The sequence below is a fragment of the Enterobacter sp. CCUG 70166 genome, from assembly GCF_020224095.1.
Classification (GTDB): Bacteria; Pseudomonadota; Gammaproteobacteria; order Enterobacterales; family Enterobacteriaceae; genus Enterobacter; species Enterobacter intestinihominis.
The window spans coordinates 1-983 of sequence record NZ_NRIQ01000099.1 but is presented as its reverse complement, the minus strand read 5'-3'; the positions used below and the strand labels follow the sequence as shown (position 1 = coordinate 983).

Annotated in this window: 1 protein-coding gene; it reads left to right on the top strand. The window is 53.5% G+C overall.

All coding sequences use genetic code 11. From position 1 onward, the window contains the following. Positions 1–983, top strand: a 983-nt coding sequence (gene tuf / locus CKK19_RS25260; RefSeq protein ID WP_199004964.1) for an elongation factor Tu, incomplete at both ends; no start/stop codon positions are given.

Genomic DNA, 983 nt, shown 5'->3' with positions numbered 1-983 from the left:
TCTCACGTTGAGTATGACACCCCGACTCGCCACTACGCACACGTAGACTGCCCAGGCCACGCCGACTATGTTAAAAACATGATCACCGGTGCTGCGCAGATGGACGGCGCGATCCTGGTTGTTGCTGCGACTGACGGCCCTATGCCTCAGACTCGTGAGCACATCCTGCTGGGTCGTCAGGTAGGCGTTCCTTTCATCATCGTGTTCCTGAACAAATGCGACATGGTTGATGACGAAGAGCTGCTGGAACTGGTAGAGATGGAAGTTCGTGAACTGCTGTCTCAGTACGATTTCCCAGGCGACGATACCCCAATCGTTCGTGGTTCCGCGCTGAAAGCGCTGGAAGGCGACGCAGAGTGGGAAGCGAAAATCATCGAACTGGCTGGCTTCCTGGATTCTTACATCCCAGAACCAGAGCGTGCGATTGACAAGCCATTCCTGCTGCCAATCGAAGACGTATTCTCCATCTCCGGTCGTGGTACCGTTGTTACCGGTCGTGTAGAGCGCGGTATCATCAAAGTTGGTGAAGAAGTTGAAATCGTTGGTATCAAAGAGACTGCGAAGTCTACCTGTACTGGCGTTGAAATGTTCCGCAAACTGCTGGACGAAGGCCGTGCTGGTGAGAACGTTGGTGTTCTGCTGCGTGGTATCAAACGTGAAGAAATCGAACGTGGTCAGGTTCTGGCGAAGCCAGGCTCAATCAAGCCACACACCAAGTTCGAATCTGAAGTGTACATTCTGTCCAAAGACGAAGGCGGCCGTCATACTCCGTTCTTCAAAGGCTACCGTCCACAGTTCTACTTCCGTACAACTGACGTGACCGGTACCATCGAACTGCCAGAAGGCGTAGAGATGGTAATGCCAGGCGACAACATCAAGATGGTTGTGACTCTGATCCACCCAATCGCGATGGACGACGGTCTGCGTTTCGCAATCCGTGAAGGCGGCCGTACCGTTGGCGCGGGCGTTGTTGCTAAAGTTCT